We start from the raw sequence: 22,227 nt of genomic DNA on the forward strand, positions 1-22,227 counted from the left end.
CTGGGCTTGCGAGGCGCTTAGCGGAAAACGACCTCCGCCCAGCGCGCCAGTCCTGCGGTGACGGAGCCGAAATCATCGCCGCCAGCGACGGGTATGCCCGGTAGCTGTTTGGAAAGCGCTTTTTTAATCAATGGCGAACGGGCGCTGCCGCCGGTCAGATAGATGACATCCGGTTTTTCCTGCGCGCTGTCCAGCGCCAGTTGCACCTGTTCCAGAATGCGCGTCAGCGGTTGATCCAGCGCCGCTTCCAGTCCTTGCTGGCTGATAGCGACCGCCAGGTCGTCGCTGATAAATGGCAGCCTCGCCATAACATCCGCCTGGCCGGAAAGGGCGATTTTGCTCTCTTCCGCGCAGCGTACCAGGCGGTAGCTAAGCCGCTGACGCCAGACCTTGAGCAACAACGCGACCTTGTCTGCTTCACGCGCGTTGCGAACCAAATCGTTCAACAGACGACCATTCGCGCTACTGTAAAAATCGCTTTGCGCCGGGACGTCGTTAATCGCGACGGCGTTCCACCACGGCAGCACCGGCAGGGCGATGCCTTTTTCGGTTTCGCCGCCCATGCCCAGCAAAGGCATCAGATTTTTAAAGGCCAGCGCGATATCCAGATCGTTTCCGCCCACGCGGCAACCGCTGTGCCCCAACAGGCTGTTTTCACGATCGGCGCGCTGACGCCACTGCGGCCCCATCAGCAGCATGGAACAGTCGGTGGTGCCGCCGCCAATATCCACGACCAGCACACGCTTCTCTTCCCGCAGCGTAGCCTCGTAGTCCAGGCCCGCCGCGACCGGTTCGTACTGGAATACCACCTCCTGAAAACCGGCGCGTTTTGCCGCCCGCTCCAGAATACCCTGCGCCTGGCGGTTCGCGTCATCGCCGCCGAGTCCCTGAAAGTTGATCGGGCGACCGATCACCGCCTGGGTAATGGCCTCCGGCAATTGGCTGTGCGCCGTATGACGAATATGTACCATCATGGCGCAGACTAAATCTTCAAACAGCGCGACCTGCTGCGGTTTCAGGCCGCTGGCGCCTAAAAAGGATTTCGGCGATTTGACAAACCAGACCTCCTGGGGATCGTCAATATAGTGCGCCAGCGACGCCAGACCAAACTGTACGCTTTGCGCGCCAACCTCAATATCTTCCTCGCGGTTGTAGCGTATCGCGCGGCGTAGCAGCGCCTGGGTTTCTTCGTCCGTTGCCGGCACATCATGATGGCGATACAGCCACTCGCTGACCGCTTCGCGCGTCGGCGCGCACAGCATAGACGGCAGTAATGCGCTGTTATTCTCCATTGTCAGCAACTGTGGATGCCCGTCGCGCATAATGGCGACCGAGCAGTTTGCCGTACCGTAATCAAATCCTATAAACACCTTAAAATCCCCATGCCAGTGAAGAAGGGGCGTGACTTTAGCGAAATGTCGTCGCGGCGACAACTGGAATATGAAAGCAAGGCGTTACGTGCGATTAGCGTTTATGCTGAAAGGTCAAATAAAGGAGAAAAGTATGTTTACCCTGAGCTGGCAACCGCCTTACGACTGGTCGTGGATGTTGGGCTTTCTTGCCGCGCGTGCGGTGGATGGCGTGGAAACGGTAGGCGAGGGCTTTTATGCGCGCAGCCTGGTGGTGGGCGAGCATCGTGGACTGATCAGCGTGAGCCCCCATCTGCCCACCCACACTGTGCAGGTCAGCGTGAGCGCCGGATTACTTCCTGTCGCGCCGGCGTGTCTGGCGAAGGTTTCGCGTCTGTTTGATCTTGACTGCCAGCCCGCGCAGGTTGCCGCCGTGCTGGGGCCACTGGGCGAGGACAGACCGGGGCTGCGTTTACCGGGATCGGTTGATACGTTTGAACAAGGCGTGCGGGCGATACTGGGGCAACTGGTGAGTGTCGCGATGGCGGCCAGGTTGACGGCGAAAGTGGCGCGCCGCTATGGCGAGGCGTTGCCGGATGCGCCCGATTATGTCTGTTTTCCCGGTCCGGAAACGCTGGCGTTGGCCGATCCGCTGGCGCTTAAAGCTCTGGGGATGCCGCTGCGGCGCGCCGAAGCGCTGATTCATCTGGCGCAGGCGACGCTGGCGGGAAAACTGGCGCTCGCCGCGCCGCCGGATATTGAGCAGAGCGTTAAAAATTTACAAACGTTTCCGGGAATTGGCCGCTGGACGGCGAACTATTTCGCCCTGCGCGGTTGGCAGGCAAAAGATATCTTTTTGCCCGATGATTACTTAATTAAGCAGCGCTTCGCCGGGATGACGGCCGCGCAGATCCGTCGCTACGCGGAGCGCTGGAAACCGTGGCGTTCCTACGCGCTACTGCATATCTGGTATACCCACGGCTGGCAACCGTCAATGGATAGCGAAATAGCTGGTATTCAGTAACAAATCCAGTGGTTGCGCTTCGGCGATAGTGTCGCCATAAATTAGATCCACGCCAATACGGGAGAGCGTATCCAGCACCTGTGGGTTTTGTACCGGCCCGGCGAGCGTTTTGATGCCCAGATGCTGGGCGTGTCCCTGGATGATCGAGGTCAGCATTTCATCCATTAAACTTTCATGAACGTTGGCGATAAGGTCGCTATCCAGCAGTAAATAATCGACGATATGCGGGGGCAGTAAATTAAACAGCTGTAAATCGCGCCCGACATGGCTGAGAATCACCTGGCAGCCGCGTTGCCGCAGTTTTCGCAGAGTCGCAGCGGCGGTCTGCGCCTGCTTAACGATAACGTCAGCCGGGATAATCAGATGTAATAACCGTGGCGGCAGTGGGCTATGCTCCAGTTGTTCCAGCAGCTCATCAATAAGGGTCGCGCTGTATAATCCCGCGGCGGACAGCGGCAGCGCAACGCTTAATCCCTTGCTGGCGACGGCGGTCGCCGCATGGTGGAAAAACTCATGGAATACCCGTCGGTCAAGCGCGTGATGCAGCGCGGAGTCGGCTAACCCTGCCCGGAACGCGCGCTCTTCCATCACTTCCCCTTCGCTGGTCCACAGCCTGAGTGAGACCAGCCAAAAGCTGGTGGCCTCCGGCGTACGCGGCGGCGCGACGTTTCTGGCAAGCATCAGCAGGTGGTTATTTTTAATCATATGCCACTGTTCTTCCAGCGGCATCATTCCCTTTGAGGAGGTTAATGCGTGCTGCGGTTCGTACACGGTCAGACGGCCTCGACCGCTATTTTTCGCGGCGTAGCAGGCAATATCGGCCTGAGACACGACCTCTGTGAGCTGGCAGTTATGTTCATTTATCATTGTGATCCCGGCGCTGGCGCCGATCCGATGCAGGCGTCCTTCCCACATAAAGTGATACTCATTAACGGCGTTGATAAGCCGCGTCACGATAAAGCGCGCGCTGTCACTATTACAATCCGGCAGCAACAGGCCAAACTCATCGCCACCCAGACGGGCCAGGAGATCGCCGGAGCGAAGCATACTGAGCATCAGTGATGCGAGCTCGCGTAATAAGGCATCGCCGGCGGCATGTCCCGCGCTGTCGTTAACCGCTTTAAAACGGTCCAGATCGATAAACACCAGCGCATGATGTTGAGGCGATTCCTGTATTGTTTGCAGGCGCTGTTGAAGCTGTTTTTCAAAACTGGCGCGGTTGGCAAGATGGGTTAGGGCGTCATGCGTTGCGCTGTAGCTGAGCTGGCGTAACATTTTTCGTGATTCGGTAACGTCCTGGATAACCAGAACCGAACCAATCTTATCGCCATCAAGCGTACTGAGCGGCGTGATACTATAATGAATATCGTAGCTGCCGCCGTTATGACAATGGAGCACTATCTCCTGTTCCATGTCCGATCGCGACCTGTCGGCGCGATAAATATCCTCCAGCAGCGGCCCCTTATTACCTGACGTAATGCGCAGAACCGTTAATAATGGCGCGCCTAAAGCATCCTCTTGCCGCCAGCCGCTCATCTTCTCGGCGATCGGGTTCATAAAGGTGATATTCATCGCGACATCAATACACACCACCGCTTCTCCGATAGAGTCAAGCGTGATGTGCAACCGTTCTTTTTCCTGAAACAGCGCCTCGTTCGCCTGTGTAATTCGCTCCATCAACCGCTGGTTTTCCTGCTCGCTTTGCTTGAGATCGTTAATATCTTCAATCTGAGCAATAAAATAGAGAGGTTGATTGTCTTTATGACGAACCAGCGAGACGGCCAGCAGCGCCCAGACGACATCGCCGTTGCGGGTGTAGTAGCGTTTTTCCATGGAATAGCTGTTGATGTCGCCGCGCACCAGCATGTTTAGCTGTTCAAGGTCGTTATTCAGGTCTTCCGGCCAGGTCAATTGCTGAAATGTCATCGTGCGTAATTCATCCTGGCTATAGCCAAGAAAATGGCTCAGAGATTTATTGACCTGTAGCCACTGACCCTCCGTACCGACCAGCGCCATACCAATGGCGGAATACTCCATCGCGTTGCGAAAGCGGGATTCGCTCTCGGTGATATGTTTGCGTTCCGTGCGAAACGCGTACATCACCATCGTCATCATATTGGCAGGCAGCAGGATCATTAAAAAAGGCAGCCACGGCATATTGACCATCACGTCGGTTTTCGGCGTGGCGAGCAGCGTGGGGTCATTGGCCAGCATGAGCGAGACCACGATAACGGTAGCTAAAAAAATTAAAAACGCCTCCATTCGCGGCAGGCGCACCGCACTCCACATCAACAGGACGATAACGCACGTAAACGGCCACGGAATATAGCGCATAGCGAGCCAGCTTAGCGCCAGCGTAATGACCAGCGTCAATAGCGTTTCCAGCAACAGATGCGGGTCGCGATGACGCAACAGATAGTGTGGTTTAAACAGTAAACCTAACGGCACCAGCGTCAGCGCGCCGATGGCTTCCGATAATACCCAAATCAGAAACGCTTTCGAGGCGACCGCTTCCGGCGCTATCAGCCAAAATAACAGGCCGCCGAGTAGCGGCGGAATCACGGCGCTGCCGATAGCCAGACGAAACCAGTCATTCAAATTTTGTAAGGGGTTGTAGCTGGGGAGCAGTTTTCGCAGCAGTATCGCGCCAGTGGCCGCCTCGATAATATTTATTGCCGTCCAGCTAAAGTTAAGCGAGGCGGCAGGAAATAAAGTCAGGGAGGCGCCGATGCTGCCGAGCGAGCAGGCGACCGCGATCCCTGGCCACAGACGGCCCGCATGGCGGTAAAACGCGACCATCATAATGGAGGTGGGGAACCACAGCGGCGCGAGTTGGGTGCCGACACGCGATAATACGAGCGAAAAGAGCGTAAAGACAAACGCGACCAGGCCTAAACTGACCAGACGCAATAGCGGGTGGGGGACGGTAACGAAAACATGTTGGGATGGTTTACTCATTACCACTCTATCCGAATCGCCGGTAACGTCGCGGAATACCGGACGCGTCAGTTTACTCTGTGATTATGCTAGTATAAACGCGTAATGATTTATACGCTGGCTGAATATAAATTGTGGCTCCCGGCGTATTCCTCCTCCAGACGGGTCGATAAAACCGCTGCCCGCGTTAAAACTGAACGCTTTTACGTCGCGACGTCGAATGCGCCGCCAACAAATTCACCGTGGCATAGCGCCGGACTGGTATCGCGCTGCTGAAATCCCTATAATTGCCGCGTTTGGCGTTTCGGCGCCCCCCTTCCTTACATCCAGGTTAATCAGGTCGCTAAATTTATGACTGATCAGTCTCATCAGTGCGTCATTATCGGTATCGCTGGCGCATCGGCTTCCGGCAAGAGTCTTATTGCCAGTACCCTTTACCGCGAATTGCGTGAACAAGTGGGTGACGAACATATTGGCGTTATTCCCGAAGACAGTTATTACAAAGATCAAAGCCATCTGTCGATGGAAGAACGCGTAAAAACTAACTATGACCATCCGAATGCGATGGATCACAGCCTGCTATTTCAGCATCTTCAGGCGCTCAAGCGCGGTTCGGCGATTGAATTACCGGTATACAGTTATGTTGAGCATACCCGTATGCAGGAAACGGTTCGCGTAGAACCGAAGAAAGTGATTATTCTTGAAGGTATTCTGTTACTGACCGACGCGCGTTTGCGTGAAGAGATGAACTTCTCTATTTTTGTCGATACGCCGCTGGATATCTGTTTGATGCGCCGTATCAAACGCGATGTGAACGAGCGTGGTCGCTCAATGGATTCGGTGATGGCGCAATATCAGAAAACGGTGCGTCCGATGTTCCTGCAATTTATTGAGCCTTCCAAACAATATGCGGATATTATCGTGCCGCGCGGCGGTAAAAACCGCATCGCTATTGATATTCTGAAAGCGAAAATCAGCCAGTTCTTTGAATAAATCTGGCGAATTGTGTACCGTTCAGTGATAACCTGGTTAGCCCTTGATGTGCTTGATTTAAGGGCTTGATGCGCGAAAGGAGAAAGTGCCATGCGTTTATGCGACCGAGATATTGAAGCCTGGCTGGATGAAGGCCGTTTGTCTATCACCCCGCGACCTCCCGTAGAGCGCATTAACGGCGCGACGGTCGATGTACGTCTTGGCAATAAATTTCGAACCTTCCGTGGCCATACGGCGGCGTTTATCGATCTGAGCGGGCCGAAAGACGAGGTCAGCGCGGCGCTGGATCGCGTGATGAGCGATGAAATCGTTTTGCCGGACGGCGAGGCATTTTATCTGCATCCGGGCGAGTTGGCGCTGGCTGTCACCTTTGAATCCGTTACCCTGCCGCCGGATTTAGTGGGCTGGCTGGATGGTCGTTCCTCGCTGGCGCGTCTGGGGCTGATGGTGCATGTGACGGCGCACCGTATTGATCCCGGCTGGTCGGGCTGCATTGTGCTTGAGTTTTACAACTCCGGGAAGCTGCCGCTGGCGTTGCGTCCGGGTATGCTCATCGGCGCGCTGAGCTTTGAGCCGCTGTCCGGCCCGGCGGCGCGGCCTTATAACCGCCGTCAGGATGCCAAATATCGCGATCAGCAGGGCGCTGTCGCCAGCCGGATTGATAAAGACTGAGCCATTCGGCGCAATACTGCCGGTCCATTGAGGGTAGCATGAGACGATTTCTGACGACGCTGATGATTCTCCTGGTCGTGCTGGTGGCCGGATTCTCTGCGTTGGTATTGTTGGTCAATCCGAATGATTTCCGCGCCTATATGGTGCAGCAGGTTGCCGCGCGTAGTGAATACCAGTTGCAACTGGACGGGCCGCTGCGCTGGCACGTATGGCCGCAACTCAGCATCCTTTCCGGGCGAATGACGCTAACGGCGCGAGGCGCCAGCGAACCGCTGGTGCGGGCTGACAATATGCGCCTGGATGTCGCTTTATGGCCGCTGTTGAGTCATCAGCTTCATGTTAAGCAGGTGATGCTGAAAGGCGGGGTGATTCAACTGACGCCGCAAACGGAAGCGGTACGCAGCGATGATGCGCCGGTCGCGCCGAAAGATAATACCTTGCCGGACGTAGCGGAAGATCGCGGCTGGTCGTTTGATATTCGTAGCCTGCGCGTTGCCGACAGCGTGCTGGTTTTCCAACATGAAAATGATGATCAGGTCACGGTGCGCGATATTCGTCTGAATATGGAACAAGATGCCGAGCATCGCGGCACGTTTGATTTTTCGGGACGCGTGAACCGCGATCAGCGGGATCTTGCTTTATCGTTCAGCGGAACGGTGGATGCTTCCGATTATCCGCATAATTTAACCGCGGGTATTGAGCAACTGCGCTGGCAATTGCAGGGCGCGGATTTACCGGCGCAGGGGATTGAGGGGCAGGGACAATTACAGGCGCAGTGGCAGGAGGCGCAAAAACGTCTTTCATTTAACCATTTAAATTTAACGGCGAATGACAGTTCTCTGACCGGACACGTTCAGGTAACGCTGGCGGAGCAGCCGGAATGGCAAATTGACCTCCAGTCCAGCAAGCTTAATCTGGACAACCTGTTGCCGCATCATAGCGCCGTGGCTCAGACAGGCGGCGCGGTGTCGCAGGGGCAAAATACGCTCCCCCTGACCAGGCCAGTTATCGCGTCGCGTGTTGGTGCGCCGCCTTATCAGGGGCTGCAAAGCTTTACGGCGGAGATTGCTTTACAGGCGGATTCAGTTCGCTGGCGGGGAATGGACTTTACCCAGGTTTCGACGAAGATGTCTAATCAGGCCGGATTGCTGGATATTACTGAGTTGCAGGGGAAACTGGCCGACGGAGAGATGTCGCTGCCCGGCACGCTTGACGCCCGCACCGCCAGTCCGCGCATCGAGTTCCACCCTCGCCTCAACCATGTTGAGATTGGGACTATCCTGAAAGCCTTCAATTATCCGATTAGCCTGACCGGTAAGATGTCGCTGGTTGGCGATTTCTCCGGGGCGGATATTGACGCAGAGGCATTTCGCCATAGCTGGAAAGGAAAAGCGCATGTTGACATGAGCAATACGCGCCTCGAAGGAATGAATTTCCAGCAACTGGTGCAGCAGGCCGTAGAGCGAAGCGGCGGCGACGCGCAGCAGTCGCAGGAAAATATGGACAACGCGACCCGACTGGATCGCTTCACGACCGATCTGACGCTAAATAAGGGCACGCTGACGCTCGACGACATGGTCGGGCAATCTTCTATGCTGGCGTTAACCGGCAGCGGAACGCTGGATCTGGTTAAGCAGAGCTGTGATACACAATTTAATCTGCGTGTGCTGGGCGGATGGAACGGCAATAGCAACCTGATCACCTTCCTGAAAGAGACGCCGGTGCCGCTGCGCGTCTATGGCAAGTGGCAGGAACTGAACTATACCCTGCAAGTGGATCAGTTATTGCGCAAGCATTTACAGGATGAGGCAAAGCGTCGGCTCAATGACTGGGCGGATCGCAATAAAGATACCCGTAACGGTAAAGATGTGAAGAAACTGCTGGATAAGCTGTAGTTTTTGGCCAAAGAGGAGTGCCGGATGGCGAGGCTAACGCGCCTCCGGCCTGCCAGGTAAGCAGGCCGGGGCAGGCGAACAGACGTTACATCTCCTGGTCTGGCTCGCCGTTATGCAGCGGAATTAACTGCACTTTCTGCACTCGATGGCTTTCTACCTGCAATGTTTTCAGCAAATAATCGCCCACCTGAACCTCTTCACCGGTTTGCGGTATGCGTTGCAAATATTCCATCAATAATCCGGCAATCGTATGGTATTCCCGTTTTTCATCCAGCGGTAGCGGCACGTACTGCACCAAATCCTCCAGCGGCATATGGCCGTTTGCTGTCCAGGAACCGTCCGGGTTCTTCTGAATATCGTGGCGGGCGTCAATTTCCTCGACTTCATTCGGCAGATTACCGGCGATAGTCTCCATGACATCGCTTAATGTCACAATGCCTTCAACCGAGCCAAACTCATCTACGACAAAGGCAAAATGGGTTCTGGCGTTACGGAACTGCTCCAGCGCAGGCAGCAGCGGCAATGTTTCCGGGAAAACCAGCGGTTGGCGAATCAGCGCCCGCAGGTTGAGCGGTTCGCCGCGCAGCGATTGTTGCAACAGATCGATGACGTGGACGACGCCGAGTAAATCTTCCTGTTCATTTTCACCCGTCACGACCAGACGCGTATGCTGGTTCTTTTCCAGCAGAGCGCGGATTTCCGCTTCCGGCGCGTTGAGATCGATATGCTCGATATCGTGACGCGACGTCATGATGCTACTTACGGTGCGCTGGTTGAGATTCAGCACCCGCTCAATCATCCTGCGCTCCTGCGGATTAAAAATCTGGCTGTCGTCATGGTCTGCCAGCATCGCGGCGGTTTCCGCATCCAGTTCGGCATCCTCTTTTTTACCGCTAATCAGCCGCATCACGGCCTCCGTTGTGCGCTGGCGCAGCGTATGGTTAGCGGAAAGAAAACGGCGGCGGTTAAAAATAGCCAGTTGGTTGAGCGCCTCGATCATCACCGAGAAGCCGATAGCCGCGTACAGATACCCTTTCGGAATGTGGAAACCAAACCCTTCCGCCACCAGGCTAAAGCCGATCATTAGCAGGAAGCTAAGGCACAAAATGACAATGGTGGGATGGTTGTTCACAAATCGGGTCAGGGACTTGCTGGCGAGCAGCATCAGGCTAATGGCGATTATCACTGCCGCCATCATGACCGCCAGGTGATCGACCATCCCCACGGCGGTAATCACGGAGTCGAGAGAAAAGATAGCGTCCAGCACCACGATTTGCGCGACCACCGCCCAGAATTTCGCCCCCTTACGCTGGGTAGGGTTGGCGCTATCTTTCCCTTCCAGCCGTTCGTTGAGCTCCATGGTGGCTTTAAAGAGCAGGAAGAAGCCGCCGAACAGCATAATCAGATCGCGGGCGCTGAAGCTTAATGCCTGTACGCTAAAGAGCGGCTTAGTCAAGGTGACCAGCCACGAGATTGACGCCAGCAGCAGCAGGCGCATGATCATCGCCAGTATCAGGCCGGTAATGCGCGCGCGGTCGCGCTGCCCCGGCGGTAGTTTTTCAGCGAGGATGGCAATAAAGACCAGGTTATCAATGCCGAGAACAAGTTCGATAACGATTAACGTCACCAGTCCGGCCCAGATTGACGGATCGGCAATCCATTCCATAGTAAGAGCAATACCTTCTGTAATATGACAATTGTCACAATTCGATCATGGATAATACGGCGGAAAAATGCAATGCCGCAGAGCAATTTATCTTTGTTACTCGGCTATAAAATAACTTTAAAATAGCCGTAATGTTTCTGTCAGAAACTAAATAATGTCAAGAATATATTTAGGAAATATCGCAGGTGGAGTGGAGTAAATAAATATTGTCAACATCAATAAAATCCTAAAATCATCTGTTAATTCATTTAATATTAATCTTAAAAATATAGAATGGCGGGTTTGTTACCTTGCCTGTCATTAGGTTAGCTGCAACAATTCTTGCAGGATTAAGATAGCGCGCTTAAATATCCTGTCACGACATCGAGAAAACTATTAATACGTAACCTTTATTTCGCTGAAGATTTTTATCTGAACGAGGATAAAATCGGAGGGGAATGCGAAAATTTAGAATAATCAGTGTATTGGTAGCTAAGAAGCCAGGGGCGGTAGCGTGCCTGAAAGCCTGAATATAAGCCTTTATTATTCTGTCAATAGCCTGCGGATGAATTGATTTTTTTTCAGAATGATGCCAGTTAATTTTCTCTGCCATTAACTGCAAGGTAAATGTGCACGGACGAAGCCGCTATTTAAATTGCACAGGATAATGACTCTGCCAAAGTGATAAATAATCAATGATGAAATCCAAAATGAAATTGATGCCATTATTGGCGTCGCTCAGCTTGATAAGTGGTTGCACAGTACTTCCGGGCAGCAATATGTCTACGATGGGGAAAGATGTGATCAAACAGCAAGACGCTGACTTTGATCTCGACCGGATGGTCAATGTGTATCCGCTGACGCCACGGTTGGTTGAGCAATTACGCCCGCGGCCCAATGTCGCGCAACCGAATATGTCGCTGGACCAGGAGATCGCCAGCTATCAGTATCGCGTCGGGCCTGGCGATGTGCTGAATGTCACCGTCTGGGATCACCCGGAATTGACCACGCCAGCAGGCCAGTACCGTAGCTCAAGCGATACCGGCAACTGGGTACAGCCGGACGGCACCATGTTTTATCCCTACATTGGCAAGGTTAGCGTCGTCGGTAAAACTTTGTCAGAGATTCGCAGCGATATTACCGGGCGTTTAGCGAAGTACATCGCGGACCCACAGGTGGATGTCAATATCGCCGCTTTCCGCTCGCAAAAAGCGTATATCTCCGGCCAGGTGAATAAATCCGGTCAGCAGGCCATTACTAACGTACCGCTAACCGTCCTGGATGCGATTAACGCTGCGGGCGGCCTGACCGATATGGCGGACTGGCGCAACGTCGTGTTGACGCACAACGGCAAAGAACAGCGCATTTCGCTACAGGCGCTGATGCAAAATGGCGATCTTAGCCAGAACCGCTTGCTCTACCCTGGCGACATCCTGTATGTGCCGCGCAATGACGATCTGAAAGTCTTTGTCATGGGCGAAGTGAAAAAACAGAGCACCCTCAAAATGGATTTCAGCGGCATGACGCTCACCGAAGCATTAGGCAATGCGGAAGGCATCGATCTGACCACTTCCAACGCCAGCGGCATTTTTGTGATTCGTCCGTTGAAAGGCGAGGGGGGACGCGGCGGCAAGATCGCCAATATCTACCAGCTTGATATGTCTGACGCCACGTCATTGGTGATGGCGACGGAATTCCGACTTCAGCCTTACGATGTGGTGTACGTCACGACCGCGCCGGTTGCTCGCTGGAACCGTCTGATCAATCAGTTGCTGCCGACCATTAGCGGTGTCCGTTATATGACGGATACGGCCAGCGACATTCATTCCTGGTAATCGTTATGTTTAACAAAATCTTAGTAGTCTGTGTGGGGAATGTTTGCCGTTCCCCGACGGCGGAACGTTTGCTAAAGCGCTTTCATCCCTCGCTGACGGTTGCGTCCGCCGGATTAGGCGCGCTGGTCGGCAAAGGCGCCGATCCTGCGGCGGCGAGCGTGGCGAGCGCCCACAATCTGTCTTTGGAAAATCACTGCGCAAGGCAAATTTCCGCGCGTCTGTGCCGGGAATATGACCTGATTCTGACGATGGAGAAACGTCACATCGCCGCCCTGTGCGACATTGCGCCGGAAATGCGCGGCAAGGTAATGCTGTTTGGTCACTGGGACAGCGAGCGTGAAATACCGGACCCGTATCGCAAAAGCCGCGATGCGTTTGAGGCGGTGTACACATTACTGGAAAGGTCTGCCCGCCAGTGGGCGCAGGCACTGAATGCAGAGCAGGGAAAACCATGACAGAAAAAGTAAAACAATCTGCGGCGGTTACGGGTAGCGATGAAATCGATATCGGGCGTCTGGTCGGAACGGTGATTGAAGCGCGTTGGTGGGTGTTGGGGACGACGGCCATATTTGCGCTGTGCGCGGTAATTTATACGTTCTTCGCCACGCCCATCTATAGCGCCGATGCGCTGGTGCAGATTGAACAAAACGCCGGTAATTCGCTGGTACAGGATATCAACAGCGCATTAGCGAATAAGCCGCCGGCTTCCGATGCGGAAATTCAGCTCATTCGATCGCGCCTGGTGCTGGGGAAGACCGTTGACGATCTGGATCTGGATATTGCCGTCACCAAAAACACCTTTCCGCTCTTTGGCGCCGGGTGGGAACGGCTGATGGGACGTCAGAATGAAATGGTGAAAGTCACGACATTCACCCGACCAGAGACGATGAGCGGACAGATCTTCACCCTCAAAGTGCTGGGCGACAAACGTTATCAGTTGGTTAGCGACGGCGGATTTAGCGCTCAGGGCGTTGTGGGCCAGCCACTCAATAAAGACGGCGTGACGATGCAGGTAGAGGCGATTGACGCCCGTCCTGATACAGAATTTACGGTGAGTAAATTCTCAACGCTTGGCATGATTAATAACCTGCAAAATAACCTCACCGTAACGGAAACCGGCAAAGATACCGGCGTTCTGAGCCTGACGTTCACGGGAGAGGATCGCGACCAGATCCGCGAAATTCTCAACAGTATTACCCGTAACTATCTGCAACAGGATATTGCGCGGAAATCTGAAGAGGCGGGGAAGAGCCTGGCGTTTCTGGCAAAACAACTGCCGGAAGTCCGCAGCCGCCTGGATGTGGCGGAAAACAAGCTAAACGCTTTCCGCCAGGATAAAGACTCGGTGGATTTACCGCTGGAGGCGAAGGCGGTGCTCGATTCGATGGTTAATATCGACGCCCAGTTGAATGAGTTGACGTTTAAAGAGGCGGAAATTTCCAAGCTCTTTACCAAAGCGCATCCGGCTTACCGCACCCTGCTGGAAAAACGTAAAGCGCTGGAAGATGAAAAAGCCAAACTGAACGGGCGGGTGACGGCAATGCCGAAAACCCAGCAGGAGATTGTGCGTTTGACCCGTGATGTGGAGTCCGGCCAGCAGGTCTATATGCAACTGCTTAATAAACAGCAGGAGCTGAAAATCACCGAAGCCAGCACCGTTGGCGACGTGCGCATCGTTGACCCGGCGATTACCCAGCCGGGCGTGCTGAAGCCGAAAAAGGCGTTGATTATTCTCGGCAGCATTATTCTGGGATTAATGTTATCGATTGTCGGCGTGCTGCTGCGCTCGCTGTTTAATCGCGGTATTGAAAGCCCGCAGGCGCTGGAGGAGCACGGGATCAGCGTCTATGCCAGTATTCCGCTGTCGGAATGGCAAAAAGCGCGCGATAGCGTCAAAACCATTAAAGGAATTAAGCGTTATAAGCAGAGCCAACTGCTGGCGGTGGGCAATCCGACCGATCTGGCGATTGAGGCGATTCGCAGCCTGCGCACCAGCCTGCATTTCGCCATGATGCAGGCGCAAAATAATGTACTCATGCTCACAGGCGTCAGCCCCTCTATCGGCAAAACCTTTGTTTGCGCCAACCTGGCGGCCGTCATCAGCCAGACGCATAAACGGGTATTACTGATCGACTGCGATATGCGTAAGGGCTACACCCATGAACTGCTCGGCACCAATAACGTGGACGGCTTATCTGACATTCTGGCGGGCAAAGGCGAGATAGCCTCCTGCGCGAAACCCACGGCGATCGCTAATTTTGATCTTATTCCGCGCGGTCAGGTGCCGCCTAACCCATCGGAACTGCTGATGAGCGAGCGCTTCGGCGAGCTGATCGCCTGGGCAAGCAGCCGCTACGATCTGGTATTAATCGACACGCCGCCGATTCTGGCCGTGACGGACGCCGCGATTGTGGGTCGTCACGTCGGGACGACGCTGATGGTGGCGCGTTATGCCGTCAACACTTTAAAAGAGGTGGAAACCAGTCTGAGCCGTTTTGACCAGAATGGCATTCAGGTCAAAGGCGTCATTCTCAACTCCATTTTCCGCCGGGCGACGGGCTACCAGGATTATGGCTATTACGAGTATGAATACCAGTCAGATTCCAAATAAAAAATAAGGCGTGCCGGATGGCGCGGCCTGTGACTGTAGGCCGGACAAGCGTAGCGCCATGCGGCAAAACTATCTGGGGAATAAGCATGACAACAGACAATCCGCTGATCTCAATTTATATGCCAACCTGGAACAGGCAGCAGTTGGCTATCCGGGCGATTAAATCAGTACTACGTCAGGACTACCGTCACTGGGAGATGATCATCGTGGATGATTGCTCCTCATCTTATCAGCAGCTACAACAATTTGTTGAGGAGCTGAACGACCCGCGCGTCCGTTATACCCATAACGCCAGGAATACCGGCGCTTGCGCGGTTCGCAACCAGGCCATTATGCAGGCGCAAGGGCACTACATTACCGGTATTGATGATGACGATGAATGGACGCCAAACCGTCTGAGCGTGTTTCTGGCCCATAAACACCAGTTGACTACGCACGCCTTTTTGTATGCCAACGACTATGTGTGCGAGGGCGAGGTCTACTCTCAGCCTGCCAGCCTGCCGCTGTATCCGAAATCCCCTTATTCGCGCCGCTTGTTCTACAAGCGCAATATTATTGGCAATCAGGTTTTTACCTGGGCCTGGCGTTTTAAAGCGTGTTTGTTCGATACCGAACTCAAGGCGGCGCAGGACTACGACATTTTTCTGCGCATGGTGGTGGAGTATGGCGAACCGTGGAAAGTCGAAGAGGCGACGCAAATTTTACATATCAACCACGGCGAGATGCAGATTACCTCTTCGCCGAAAAAGTTCTCCGGCTATTTCCATTTTTATCGTAAGCACAAAGATAAATTTGATCGCGCCAGTAAAAAATACCAGCTTTTTACCCTGTACCAAATTCGCAATAAGCGAATGACCTGGCGCACGTTGCTGACGTTGCTCTCCGTGCGTAATAGCAAACGCCTGGCGGCCGGGCTGCGGGGGCGATAACGATGCTGGAAGACTTACGCGCGAATAGCTGGAGCTTACGCCCCTGTTGCATGGTGCTGGCCTACCGTATCGCTCATTTTTGTTCCGTCTGGCGCAAAAAGAATGTGCTGAATAATCTGTGGGCCGCGCCGGTGCTGGTGCTGTATCGCGTGATCACGGAATGCCTGTTCGGGTATGAAATCCAGGCCGCCGCGACCATTGGTCGGCGGTTCACTATCCATCATGGTTACGCGGTAGTGATCAACAAACATGTCGTCGCCGGTGACGATTTTACCATTCGCCACGGCGTCACCATTGGCAATCGCGGCGCGGACAGCCTGGCTTGTCCGGTGATTGGTCACGGCGTTGAGCTGGGGGCGAATGTCATCCTGCTTGGCGATATTACTATCGGTAATCACGTCACGATTGGCGCGGGTAGCGTGGTGCTTGACAGTATTCCGGACCATGCGCTGGTGGTGGGGGAAAAAGCACGGGTGAAGGTCAGCACATGAATATTCTGCAATTTAATGTACGGCTGGCGGAAGGCGGCGCGGCGGGAGTGGCGTTGGATCTCCATCTGCGGGCGCTGCAAAAAGGGCTGACGTCACGTTTTGTCTATGGTTATGGCAAAGGCGGAAAAAAAAGCGTCAGCCACCACCGTTATCCGCAGGTGATAAAACAGACGCCGCGCGGCACGGCAATCGCTAATATCGCGCTGTTTCGTTTCCTGAATCGCGATCTGTTTGGCAATCTCGACAATCTTTACCGCACGGTTATCCAGACATCCGGCCCGCTGGTGCTGCATTTTCATGTTCTCCACAGTTACTGGCTAAACCTGGCGGACATCGTGACGTTTTGCGAAAAAGTCAAAGCGCAAAAACCAGACGTCACGCTGGTCTGGACGTTGCACGATCACTGGAGCGTCACCGGGCGTTGCGCCTTCACCGACGGTTGCGAGGGCTGGAAAAGCGGCTGCCAAAAATGCCCGACCCTAAGCAATTATCCGCCGGTCAGGGTGGATCGGGCGCACCAGCTTATTGGCGGCAAACGTCAGCGCTTTCGGGACATGCTGCGGCTGGGCTGCCGGTTTATTTCACCGAGCCAGCACGTGGCCGAGGCCTTTAACAGCGTTTATGGCGCGGGGCGCTGCCAGATTATTAACAACGGTATCGATCTGGCGACCGAGGCGATTCTCGCGCAGCTGTCACCTGTGCCGCTGAATCCGGGCAAACCGCGAATTGCCATTGTGGCGCATGACTTGCGTTATGACGGCAAAACTGACCAGCGTCTGGTACACGACATGATGGCGCTGGGCGAAAAAATTGAACTGCATACCTTTGGTAAATTTTCGCCTTTTACTGGCCAAAACGTCGTTAATCACGGTTTTGAAACCGATAAGCGCAAATTAATGAGCGCGCTCAATGAGATGGATGCGCTGGTCTTTAGCTCGCGGGTCGATAACTATCCGCTGATCTTGTGTGAAGCGCTCTCGATCGGCGTACCGGTGCTCGCTACCCACAGCGAGGCGGCGCAGGAGGTGCTGGCGAAATCCGGCGGCCAGACCTTTGCCGCTACAGATGTACTGCGCCTGGCGCAGCGGCGTAAGCCTGAGATTGCTCAGGCGGTATTTGGCGCCACGCTGGACGCCTTTCGTATGCGTAGCCGCGTCGCGTACAGCGGTCAACAGATGCTGGAGGAGTATGTCTCGTTCTATCAGAATCTGTAGCTATCTGCTGCTGCCGCTGATCTACCTACTGGTCAATGTCAAGATTGCCCAACTGGGGGAAAGCTTTCCCATTACCATCGTCACTTTTTTACCGCTGTTGCTGCTGTTATTTGTGGAACGCATTAGCGTAAAAAAATTGATGATCGCCTTAGGCATCGGCGCGGGGCTTACGGCATTTAACTTCCTGTTCGGCCAGTCGCTGAATGCCGGTAAATATGTCACGTCCACAATGCTGTTTGTCTATATTGTGGTCATTATCGGAATGGTCTGGAGTATCCGATTCAAAACCATTTCCGCGCATAACCACCGAAAGATTTTGCGTTTTTTTTATCTGGTGGTGGGTATGGTGGTCGCGCTCGCCGCGGTTGAGATGGCGCAAATTATCCTTACCGGCGGCAGCAGTATTATGGAAGGAATTTCGAAATATCTCATTTACAGTAATAGCTATGTACTGAACTTCATAAAATTTGGCGGTAAGCGTACCACTGCGCTTTATTTTGAACCGGCATTTTTCGCTTTGGCACTAATCTCAATTTGGCTGAGCATCAAACAGTTTGGTATCAAAACACCGAAAAGCGATGCTATGATTCTGGCAGGGATAATATTATCAGGATCATTTTCAGGGGTAATGACCTTTATCCTGTTTTACCTTCTGGAGTGGGCGTTCCAATATTTGAATAAGGATGCGATAAAGAAAAAACTTCCACTGGCGCTGGTCTCATTAACCCTGTTTTTGGTTGGGGTAATTATTGCATTTCCTTATATCGCGACACGACTTGGCGATTTAGGGACGGAAGGCTCATCTTCTTATTATCGTATTGTGGGCCCGTTAGTCATGGTCGGATATTCCTTGACCCATATTGATGGTGTAGTCAGATTTGGCTCACTTTATGAATATGTCGCATCATTCGGAATCTTTAACGGTGCGGATGTCGGGAAAACCATAGACAATGGATTGTATCTACTGATTATTTATTTTTCCTGGTTCGCAGTGCTAATGATGCTGTGGTATATGGGGAAAGTTTTAAAAATGGCGCTAAATGCGTTTGGCGATAATCGCAATTTTCGGGTACAGCTCTATCTTTTTACGCCGGTGTCACTGTTTTTTACCGGTTCAATATTTAGCCCGGAATATGCTTTTTTAATCGTCTGTCCGTTCATTTTGCGCAAGGCGTTAAAAATTTCATAACGGGGTGGTGGCATGTTTTTAAGCGTCGTTACCGTCGCCTTTCGCAATTACGAAGGGGTGGTAAAAACCTGGCGCTCGCTGCGCAATCTGGCGCGCGATCCGGGTCTGTCATTTGAATGGATCGTAGTGGATGGCGGTTCGGAGGACGGCACGCGCGAATTTCTGCAAAAACGTCACGGTGAGTTTAACCTGCGTTTTATCAGTGAAAAGGATCGCGGTATTTATGATGCCATGAACAAAGGCATTGCGCTGGCGCAGGGGCGCTATACCCTGTTTCTTAATTCCGGGGATGCGTTCCATGATGATGCCGCGCTGTTTGTCCGCCAACTGGCGCGGCAAAAGGGCGAGGCGATGTATATTGGCGACGCGCTGCTGGATTTCGGCGACGGGCATAAAATACGCCGGAAGGCTAAACCCGGGTATTATATCTACCATAGTTTGCCAGCCAGCCATCAGGCGATATTTTTCCCGACGGCAGCGTTAAAAAAGTATCCTTATGATCTGCAATATCATGTCTCTTCAGATTATGCGCTGGCGGCCCGTCTCTATAAAGCAGACTATCCTTTTCGGCGAATTAACGGACTGGTATCTGAATTTTCGATGGGCGGCGTGTCAACCTCGAATAATCTGGAATTATGTCAGGATGCAAAAAATGTACAGCGAAAAATATTACGTGTGCCAGGATTTTGGGCGCAATTATCCTATTTATTACGTCTGAAAACGACGGGTAAAACAAAAGCGCGGTATAACAAAGTCTAATCACCGGGAGTTATTATGCAGGATCTTAGCGGCTTTACGGTGCCGAAAGGGTTCCGCGGCGCTAATGCGCTAAAAGTACAATTATGGTGGGCGGTACAGGCGACATTATTCGCCGGATCGCCGCAAATATTGTATCGCTGGCGAGCCTTTTTGCTGCGTCTGTTTGGCGCCAAAATTGGAAAGAATGTGGTTATTCGACCGTCAGTAAAAATTACCTATCCGTGGAAATTAACCGTCGGCGATTATGCCTGGGTAGGCGACGACGCTGTGTTATATACGTTGGGTGAAATTAATATTGGCGCACATGCGGTCATTTCACAAAAAGGGTATTTGTGTACCGGTAGCCATGATTATACCAGCGCCCATTTCGATATTAACGCCGCGCCGATTGTTATTGGCGAAAAATGTTGGCTGGCAACCGATGTTTTTGTCGCGCCCGGCGTGACGATAGGTCATGGCACCGTCGTCGGCGCGCGCAGCAGCGTATTTAAATCATTACCGGCAAATGCGATTTGTCGGGGCAATCCCGCAGTGGTAACGCGCCAGCGCGTTCAGAAAGTTACTCCCTAACGGGACTATTTGAGGAAATGAAAATGTCAAAAGTCGCTCTCATTACTGGCGTAACCGGACAGGATGGGTCTTACCTGGCAGAATTTCTGCTGGAAAAAGGGTATGAGGTGCATGGTATCAAGCGCCGCGCGTCATCGTTTAATACCGAGCGCGTGGACCATATTTATCAGGATCCGCACAGCTGCAACCCGAAATTTCATCTGCATTATGGCGACCTGACCGACGCCTCCAACCTGACCCGCATTTTACAGGAAGTGCAGCCGGATGAGGTCTACAACCTGGGCGCAATGAGCCACGTGGCGGTGTCGTTTGAGTCGCCGGAATATACCGCCGATGTGGATGCGATGGGCACGCTGCGCCTGCTGGAGGCGATTCGCTTCCTCGGTCTTGAAAAGAAAACGCGGTTCTACCAGGCCTCCACCTCTGAACTGTACGGTCTGGTGCAGGAAATTCCGCAGAAAGAGACCACGCCGTTCTACCCGCGTTCCCCCTATGCGGTGGCGAAACTGTACGCCTACTGGATCACCGTCAACTACCGTGAATCCTACGGCATTTACGCCTGTAACGGCATTCTGTTTAACCATGAGTCCCCGCGTCGTGGCGAAACCTTCGTCACCCGTAAGATCACCCGCGCCATCGCCAATATCGCCCAGGGACTGGAGTCCTGCCTGTATCTCGGCAACATGGATTCGCTGCGCGACTGGGGCCATGCGAAAGATTACGTACGGATGCAGTGGATGATGTTACAGCAGGAGCAGCCGGAAGATTTCGTGATTGCCACCGGCGTGCAGTATTCCGTACGCCAGTTTGTGGAGCTGGCGGCGGCGCAACTGGGGATAAAACTGCGCTTTGAAGGCGAAGGCATTAATGAGAAAGGGATCGTGGTATCCGTTACCGGACACGATGCGCCGGGCGTGAAACCGGGGGATGTGATTGTGGCCGTTGATCCGCGTTATTTCCGTCCGGCGGAAGTGGAAACCCTGCTGGGCGACCCGTCCAAAGCGCATGAGAAACTGGGCTGGAAACCGGAAATCACCCTGTCGGAGATGGTCTCCGAGATGGTGGCGAACGATCTGGAGGCCGCGAAAAAACACTCACTGCTGAAATCTCACGGTTACGAGGTGGCCATCGCGCTGGAGTCCTGAGAATGAATAAGCAACGAATTTTTGTGGCGGGCCATCGCGGGATGGTGGGCTCCGCCATTGTACGGCAGCTTGCGCAGCGCGGCGACGTGGAACTGGTGCTGCGCACCCGCGATGAGCTGGATCTGCTCGACGGGCGCGCGGTACAGGCGTTCTTTGCCGGAGCGGGTATCGACCAGGTTTATCTGGCGGCGGCGAAAGTGGGCGGCATTGTTGCCAACAACACGTATCCGGCGGATTTTATTTATGAAAACATGATGATAGAGAGCAACATTATTCACGCCGCGCACCTGCACAACGTGAACAAACTGCTGTTTCTCGGTTCGTCCTGTATCTATCCGAAACTGGCAAGGCAGCCGATGGCGGAAAGCGAGCTGCTGCAGGGAACGCTGGAGCCGACCAACGAGCCGTACGCCATCGCCAAGATCGCCGGGATTAAACTGTGCGAGTCCTACAACCGGCAGTACGGTCGCGACTACCGTTCGGTGATGCCAACCAACCTGTACGGCCCGCATGATAATTTCCATCCGGACAATTCACATGTGATCCCGGCGCTGCTGCGCCGCTTTCATGAGGCCGCGCAGAGCCACGCGCCGGAGGTGGTGGTGTGGGGCAGCGGCACGCCGATGCGTGAATTTCTGCACGTTGACGATATGGCGGCGGCCAGTATTCACGTGATGGAGCTGGCGCGCGAAGTGTGGCAGGAGAACACCGACCCGATGCTGTCGCACATTAACGTCGGCACTGGCGTGGACTGCACCATTCGCGAGCTGGCGCAGACCATCGCAAAGGTGGTGGGTTACCAGGGCCGGGTGGTGTTCGACGCCGCGAAGCCGGACGGCACGCCGCGTAAATTGCTCGACGTCACGCGCCTGCATCAGCTTGGCTGGTATCACGAAATTTCACTGGAGGCAGGGCTTGCCGGTACTTACCAGTGGTTCCTTGAGAATCAGCAACGGTTCCGGGGGTGAC

Annotated in this window: 18 protein-coding genes; 15 read left to right on the plus strand and 3 right to left on the minus strand. The window is 53.8% G+C overall.

Going from position 1 to position 22,227, the window contains the following annotated elements:
• Positions 1-17: 17 nt before the first annotated feature.
• Positions 18-1,370: a molecular chaperone gene (gene yegD, locus ACH0WD_RS14785; protein WP_000469624.1), complete on the minus strand. Its 1,353-nt coding sequence runs from the start codon at positions 1,368-1,370 to the stop codon at positions 18-20.
• Positions 1,371-1,503: 133 nt separating this feature from the next.
• On the opposite strand from yegD, the gene alkA reads away from it, so the two are divergent.
• Positions 1,504-2,373 (plus strand): DNA-3-methyladenine glycosylase 2, encoded by an 870-nt coding sequence (gene alkA, locus ACH0WD_RS14790; RefSeq protein WP_000494703.1) that lies wholly within the window; start codon positions 1,504-1,506, stop codon positions 2,371-2,373.
• Here alkA and ACH0WD_RS14795 read toward each other — a convergent pair.
• Positions 2,341-5,331 carry an MASE1 domain-containing protein gene (locus ACH0WD_RS14795; RefSeq protein WP_000042957.1) on the minus strand — a complete coding sequence of 997 codons (2,991 nt, stop codon included), beginning with the start codon at positions 5,329-5,331 and terminating at the stop codon, positions 2,341-2,343. The two genes, alkA and ACH0WD_RS14795, sit on opposite strands and share 33 nt — an antisense overlap.
• A gap of 330 nt (positions 5,332-5,661) precedes the next feature.
• Here ACH0WD_RS14795 and udk point away from each other — a divergent pair, with 330 nt between their 5' ends.
• From udk to asmA, 3 genes are all read left to right on the plus strand, one after another.
• Entirely contained in the window at positions 5,662-6,303 is a 642-nt protein-coding gene (gene udk / locus ACH0WD_RS14800; protein ID WP_000132082.1) for a uridine kinase, read from the plus strand.
• Between the two features lie 90 nt (positions 6,304-6,393).
• Positions 6,394-6,975 (plus strand): dCTP deaminase, encoded by a 582-nt coding sequence (gene dcd, locus ACH0WD_RS14805; protein ID WP_001234783.1) that lies wholly within the window; start codon positions 6,394-6,396, stop codon positions 6,973-6,975.
• A 38-nt stretch (positions 6,976-7,013) separates the two neighbouring features.
• Positions 7,014-8,870, plus strand: a complete 1,857-nt coding sequence (gene asmA, locus ACH0WD_RS14810) for an outer membrane assembly protein AsmA (RefSeq protein WP_001252258.1) — start codon at positions 7,014-7,016, stop codon at positions 8,868-8,870.
• 85 nt (positions 8,871-8,955) lie between these two features.
• Here the strand turns inward: asmA and ACH0WD_RS14815 are convergent, their stop codons facing one another.
• Positions 8,956-10,536, minus strand: coding sequence for a TerC family protein (locus tag ACH0WD_RS14815; protein WP_000454713.1), 1,581 nt, complete (start codon positions 10,534-10,536; stop codon positions 8,956-8,958).
• A 674-nt stretch (positions 10,537-11,210) separates the two neighbouring features.
• Between ACH0WD_RS14815 and ACH0WD_RS14820 the strand changes: the two genes are divergently transcribed.
• The 11 genes from ACH0WD_RS14820 (at position 11,211) to ACH0WD_RS14870 (ending at position 22,226) form a co-directional block, all read left to right on the plus strand.
• Positions 11,211-12,350, plus strand: a complete 1,140-nt coding sequence (locus tag ACH0WD_RS14820; RefSeq protein ID WP_000978077.1) for a polysaccharide export protein — start codon at positions 11,211-11,213, stop codon at positions 12,348-12,350.
• A gap of 5 nt (positions 12,351-12,355) precedes the next feature.
• Positions 12,356-12,805, plus strand: coding sequence for a low molecular weight protein-tyrosine-phosphatase Wzb (wzb, locus tag ACH0WD_RS14825; RefSeq protein ID WP_000482226.1), 450 nt, complete (start codon positions 12,356-12,358; stop codon positions 12,803-12,805).
• Positions 12,802-14,961 (plus strand): tyrosine-protein kinase Wzc, encoded by a 2,160-nt coding sequence (gene wzc, locus ACH0WD_RS14830; RefSeq protein WP_000137235.1) that lies wholly within the window; start codon positions 12,802-12,804, stop codon positions 14,959-14,961. Before wzb ends, wzc begins: the two co-directional genes overlap by 4 nt.
• Before the next feature lie 86 nt (positions 14,962-15,047).
• A complete protein-coding gene (wcaA, locus tag ACH0WD_RS14835) occupies positions 15,048-15,890 on the plus strand; it encodes a colanic acid biosynthesis glycosyltransferase WcaA (RefSeq protein ID WP_000205695.1) in 843 nt (280 codons plus the stop codon).
• A gap of 2 nt (positions 15,891-15,892) precedes the next feature.
• Positions 15,893-16,381, plus strand: coding sequence for a colanic acid biosynthesis acetyltransferase WcaB (wcaB, locus tag ACH0WD_RS14840; RefSeq protein WP_000888724.1), 489 nt, complete (start codon positions 15,893-15,895; stop codon positions 16,379-16,381).
• Complete coding sequence (gene wcaC / locus ACH0WD_RS14845; protein ID WP_001023846.1) at positions 16,378-17,595, plus strand: colanic acid biosynthesis glycosyltransferase WcaC; 1,218 nt, start codon at positions 16,378-16,380, stop codon at positions 17,593-17,595. Before wcaB ends, wcaC begins: the two co-directional genes overlap by 4 nt.
• On the plus strand, positions 17,570-18,784 hold the full coding sequence (gene wcaD, locus ACH0WD_RS14850; RefSeq protein ID WP_000091396.1) for a colanic acid polymerase WcaD: 1,215 nt from the start codon (positions 17,570-17,572) through the stop codon (positions 18,782-18,784). Before wcaC ends, wcaD begins: the two co-directional genes overlap by 26 nt.
• Positions 18,785-18,796: 12 nt before the next feature.
• Positions 18,797-19,543 (plus strand): colanic acid biosynthesis glycosyltransferase WcaE, encoded by a 747-nt coding sequence (wcaE, locus tag ACH0WD_RS14855; protein WP_000480130.1) that lies wholly within the window; start codon positions 18,797-18,799, stop codon positions 19,541-19,543.
• A 15-nt stretch (positions 19,544-19,558) separates the two neighbouring features.
• Positions 19,559-20,113 (plus strand): colanic acid biosynthesis acetyltransferase WcaF, encoded by a 555-nt coding sequence (gene wcaF / locus ACH0WD_RS14860; protein ID WP_001153603.1) that lies wholly within the window; start codon positions 19,559-19,561, stop codon positions 20,111-20,113.
• Positions 20,114-20,136: 23 nt separating this feature from the next.
• The gene (gmd, locus tag ACH0WD_RS14865) at positions 20,137-21,258 is read left to right on the plus strand and encodes a GDP-mannose 4,6-dehydratase (protein WP_000048160.1); all 1,122 of its coding nucleotides are present in this window, start codon (positions 20,137-20,139) and stop codon (positions 21,256-21,258) included.
• 2 nt (positions 21,259-21,260) lie between these two features.
• The gene (locus ACH0WD_RS14870) at positions 21,261-22,226 is read left to right on the plus strand and encodes a GDP-L-fucose synthase (RefSeq protein ID WP_001041704.1); all 966 of its coding nucleotides are present in this window, start codon (positions 21,261-21,263) and stop codon (positions 22,224-22,226) included.
• Position 22,227 lies beyond the last annotated feature (1 nt).

The organism is Salmonella sp. 2020_1395, from assembly GCF_043848115.1.
Lineage (GTDB): Bacteria > Pseudomonadota > Gammaproteobacteria > Enterobacterales > Enterobacteriaceae > Salmonella > Salmonella enterica.

Bases quoted from the DNA above. Each gene is read 5' to 3' on its own strand.
- alkA (WP_000494703.1), top strand. From the start codon at position 1,504: ATGTTTACCCTGAGCTGGCAACCGCCTTACGACTGGTCGTGGATGTTG.
- ACH0WD_RS14795 (WP_000042957.1), bottom strand. From the start codon at position 5,331: ATGAGTAAACCATCCCAACATGTTTTCGTTACCGTCCCCCACCCGCTA.
- udk (WP_000132082.1), top strand. From the start codon at position 5,662: ATGACTGATCAGTCTCATCAGTGCGTCATTATCGGTATCGCTGGCGCA.
- dcd (WP_001234783.1), top strand. From the start codon at position 6,394: ATGCGTTTATGCGACCGAGATATTGAAGCCTGGCTGGATGAAGGCCGT.
- asmA (WP_001252258.1), top strand. From the start codon at position 7,014: ATGAGACGATTTCTGACGACGCTGATGATTCTCCTGGTCGTGCTGGTG.
- ACH0WD_RS14815 (WP_000454713.1), bottom strand. From the start codon at position 10,536: ATGGAATGGATTGCCGATCCGTCAATCTGGGCCGGACTGGTGACGTTA.
- ACH0WD_RS14820 (WP_000978077.1), top strand. From the start codon at position 11,211: ATGATGAAATCCAAAATGAAATTGATGCCATTATTGGCGTCGCTCAGC.
- wzb (WP_000482226.1), top strand. From the start codon at position 12,356: ATGTTTAACAAAATCTTAGTAGTCTGTGTGGGGAATGTTTGCCGTTCC.
- wzc (WP_000137235.1), top strand. From the start codon at position 12,802: ATGACAGAAAAAGTAAAACAATCTGCGGCGGTTACGGGTAGCGATGAA.
- wcaA (WP_000205695.1), top strand. From the start codon at position 15,048: ATGACAACAGACAATCCGCTGATCTCAATTTATATGCCAACCTGGAAC.
- wcaB (WP_000888724.1), top strand. From the start codon at position 15,893: ATGCTGGAAGACTTACGCGCGAATAGCTGGAGCTTACGCCCCTGTTGC.
- wcaC (WP_001023846.1), top strand. From the start codon at position 16,378: ATGAATATTCTGCAATTTAATGTACGGCTGGCGGAAGGCGGCGCGGCG.
- wcaD (WP_000091396.1), top strand. From the start codon at position 17,570: ATGTCTCGTTCTATCAGAATCTGTAGCTATCTGCTGCTGCCGCTGATC.
- wcaE (WP_000480130.1), top strand. From the start codon at position 18,797: ATGTTTTTAAGCGTCGTTACCGTCGCCTTTCGCAATTACGAAGGGGTG.
- wcaF (WP_001153603.1), top strand. From the start codon at position 19,559: ATGCAGGATCTTAGCGGCTTTACGGTGCCGAAAGGGTTCCGCGGCGCT.
- gmd (WP_000048160.1), top strand. From the start codon at position 20,137: ATGTCAAAAGTCGCTCTCATTACTGGCGTAACCGGACAGGATGGGTCT.
- ACH0WD_RS14870 (WP_001041704.1), top strand. From the start codon at position 21,261: ATGAATAAGCAACGAATTTTTGTGGCGGGCCATCGCGGGATGGTGGGC.